The 3777-nt window shown below is 52.2% G+C and carries 3 protein-coding genes; all 3 read left to right on the top strand.

From position 1 onward, the window contains the following. Positions 1-213: 213 nt before the first annotated feature. Positions 214-1656 (top strand): argininosuccinate lyase, encoded by a 1443-nt coding sequence (argH, locus tag GBM95_RS11230; protein ID WP_152159177.1) that lies wholly within the window; start codon positions 214-216, stop codon positions 1654-1656. A 120-nt stretch (positions 1657-1776) separates the two neighbouring features. After that, positions 1777-3240 (top strand): alanine/glycine:cation symporter family protein, encoded by a 1464-nt coding sequence (locus GBM95_RS11225; protein WP_152159176.1) that lies wholly within the window; start codon positions 1777-1779, stop codon positions 3238-3240. 101 nt (positions 3241-3341) lie between these two features. Next, a complete protein-coding gene (locus GBM95_RS13195; protein ID WP_152159175.1) occupies positions 3342-3689 on the top strand; it encodes a GT-D fold domain-containing glycosyltransferase in 348 nt (115 codons plus the stop codon). The last annotated feature ends 88 nt before the right edge of the window (positions 3690-3777 follow it).

The raw sequence follows: 3777 nt of genomic DNA, 5'->3' as shown, positions 1-3777 counted from the left end.
ACTAACCTTTAGATTTCAGTTAGTTGCCTTAAATCAAAACTAAGCCGGGATATGAATTTCTTTCAGACTCTGTTAACGGATTCCTGGGAATTCACGAAGTTAAAGGCATTTCGGCGTGCCATTTGCCTAGAACACTAGCCGAACCAATCTTCATCCTACCGTTTAAAATACCATGTCACGATACACACTCCTTCTAACAATGAGGCAGACTTCATGAGCCAAGCTCAAGACAATTCCAACGATCCCCTGCATGCCAAGAAGAAGGCCTGGTCCGGCCGCTTCTCTGAACCGGTTGACGCTTTTGTTCTGCGATACACCGCGAGCGTCGACTTCGACAAGCGCATGGCGCTCGTTGATATTGATGGTTCCGTTGCTCACGCAACCATGCTCGAAAAGGTCGGCGTGATTTCCGCAAAAGACCTCGAAGACATCAAGCGCGGCATGGCTCAGATCCGCGAAGAGATTCAGTCCGGCAAGTTCGAGTGGCAGCTCGAGCTCGAGGACGTTCATCTCAACATTGAAGCCCGTCTTACCGCCCTCATCGGCGACGCCGGCAAGCGCCTTCACACCGGACGCTCCCGCAACGACCAGGTTGCCACCGACATCCGCCTCTACCTCCGCGGCGAAGTCGATGAAATCATCAAGCGCGTCGAACACCTCCAGGAAGTGCTCGTTGCGCAGGCCGAGAAGAACTACAACGTCATCATGCCGGGCTTCACGCACATGCAGGTTGCCCAGCCCGTGACCTTCGGCCACCACATGCTCGCTTACGTCGAGATGCTCGAGCGCGACCGCGCGCGTCTCCTTGACCTCCGCCACCGCGTCAATTCGTCGCCCCAGGGTTCTGCTGCGCTTGCCGGCACGACCTACCCGATCGACCGCGAATACACGGCGAAGCTCCTCGGCTTCGAGACGGTCTCCCAGAATTCGCTCGACGGCGTTTCCGACCGCGACTTTGCGATCGAATTCTGCGCTGCCGCCTCTCTCATCATGATGCACATCTCCCGTCTCTCGGAAGAACTCGTCATCTGGATGAGCCAGCGCTTCGGCTTCATCAAGCTTCCGGACCGCTTCACGACCGGCTCCTCGATCATGCCGCAGAAGAAGAACCCGGACGTTCCGGAAACCGCCCGCGGCAAATCCGGCCGCGTCTTCGGCGACCTCATGACGATGCTCACCCTCATGAAGGGCACGCCCCTTGCCTACAACAAGGATTTCCAGGAAGACAAGGAACCGGTTTTCGATGCGATCGATACCGTCAAGGACACGCTCCGCGCGTTCTGCGACATGATGGCCGGCGTCGAACCGCAGGCTGAAACGATGCATCAGGCCGCTCAGATGGGCTTCCCCACCGCGACCGACCTCGCCGACTACCTCGTCCGCCACGGCGTTCCTTTCCGCACCGCGCACGACATCGTCGGCCAGACGGTGCGCGCCGCTGCTGAGCGCAACTGCGGCCTCGAGCAGCTCCCGCTTGAAGTTCTTCAGGGCTTCTGCGATAAGATCGAACCCGATGTGTATTCGGTTCTGAGCCTCGAAGGCTCCGTCAACGCCCGCAATCACCTGGGCGGTACGGCGCCCAATCAGGTTCTTGCTCAGACGAAGCGCTGGGAAAAAATCTTTGCGGAACGCGCAGCAGCCAAGGCTTCTAAGTAACAATAAGCCTTGACTCCATCAAAAGCCGTCCGGCCTTAAGAGTCGGGCGGCTTTTTTCATAACGTTCGCCGGAACGTTTTTCAACCCTCACTTCCACCCTTTCCGTCAAAAGAGCACAACATGGAAAGCTTCGTCAACACTTTGAACAGCATCATCTGGTCGCCGGTGCTGGTGGGACTCTGCCTCTGTGCGGGCCTCTTTTTCTCCATCCGCTCCCGGTTCGTTCAGATCCGCATGATTCCCGAGATGTGGCGCCTCATCTTCCAGAAGAAGGAAGACGACATCGGGCTCTCGAGCTTCCAGGCGCTCACCATGACGCTTGCAAGCCGCGTCGGCACGGGCAACATTGCGGGCGTCGCCACGGCCATCTGCTTCGGCGGCCCCGGCGCCTTGTTCTGGATGTGGATGGTTGCCTTCCTCGGCGCCTCTTCCGCCTTCGTGGAATCGACGCTCGGTCAGATTTATAAGGAAAAGATCGACGGTCAATACCGCGGCGGTCCGGCCTTTTATATTGAAAAAGGCCTCAACTGCAAGCCCTATGCCTGGGCCTTCGCGATCGTCACGATCCTCGCTTCAGTATTTTTCTGTCCCGGAGTCCAGAGCAATACTATTGCAGCCGCCTGGTCCCAAGCCTTTGAGATTGAACCTCCGATCACAGCTGCGATTATTGCAACGCTTCTCTGCTTCATTATTTTCGGCGGCTTGAAACGCATTGCTCAGTTCACGAGCATCGTTGTCCCCTTCATGGCGCAGGCCTACATCGTGGTTGCCGTCATCATCGTCGGCATCAACTATGAGCAGATTCCGCATGTCCTCGGGCTCATCTTCTCGAGCGCCTTCGGCATGGACTCGATCCTGGGCGGCATGCTTGGCGCCGCCATCTCCTGGGGCGTTAAGCGCGGCATTTATTCGAATGAAGCGGGCCAAGGTACTGCGCCGCATGCATCCTCTGCGGCGGCTGTTTCGCATCCGGTCAAACAGGGCTTGGTTCAGGCGTTCTCCGTTTATATCGATACGCTTTTCGTCTGCACCGCGACCGGACTCATGGTGCTCATGACAGGCTGCTACAACATTGTTGATCCCAATGGCGCCGTGCTTCACGAGGGACTTCCTGGCGTAGAAGCCGGTCCGGTTTATACGCAGCTCGCGATTGATCAGCTGATGCCGGGATGGGGCGGTCCCTTCATTGCCATTGCCATCTTTTTCTTCGCCTTCACTACGATTCTTGGCTACTACTACATGGCGGAGACCAATACGGCTTATCTCAATCGCACGATCAAGAAGCCGATTCTTATGCTGGTTGTGAAGGTGGTTTTCCTTGGAACTGTAGCGTTCGGCACGCTGCGTGCATCTTCCTTGATCTGGGCGATGGCTGACGTTGGGGTTGGGATGATGGCGTATTTGAATTTAATTGCTATTTTATTGCTGCAGGGGATTGCGTTCAAAGCGTTGAGGGATTACGAACAACAGAAGAACCAACAACAGAATCCAACATTCCACCCAGAAGTAATCCATATTAACAATGCATCGTATTGGAATAAAAATAGAGCCGAAAAGAATCTAGCACTTGAAGAACATCAATAATTATACTCATTTTAAAACTAAATGATATAATTGTATTTATCAAAAATAATGCATTATCTACGAGAACAACGCAAATTTCATCTAATCTTACGGCGGCAACAATGGTTTTTTTACGTAAACTTCTATTAAAAGTCATATATTTTCTTACCAAACATAAGATTAACAAAATTAATGTGCTTGATTCAAAATCTACATTACAACTAATAATCAACCATGAATTGTCGTTCATTCGATTTGGCGATGGAGAATTTAATATTATCAATGGCAACCGTGGACCTCAATTTCAGCGTAATTCTAGAACATTACAAAGTGAATTACGCGAAGTTCTTCACTTCCGTTCCCCAAAAAACTTAATCTGCATTCCCAATATATTTACACAAGACACAAAAATAAGCTCACATACAAACTATAATCATAATTTCTGGGAAAAATATTTAATATTAACATAGGCACAAAATAGTTGACAAGCGGCTACGGTTATGTTATAATTGATAAATGAGTTACGAAGATAAAACCACCACAACCCTCGACGGCCGC

It is taken from the genome of Sutterella seckii, assembly GCF_009183815.1.
Lineage (GTDB): Bacteria > Pseudomonadota > Gammaproteobacteria > Burkholderiales > Burkholderiaceae_F > Sutterella > Sutterella seckii.
Note: the sequence above shows the minus strand (reverse complement) of the source record. Positions and strands in the feature narration are given on the sequence as shown.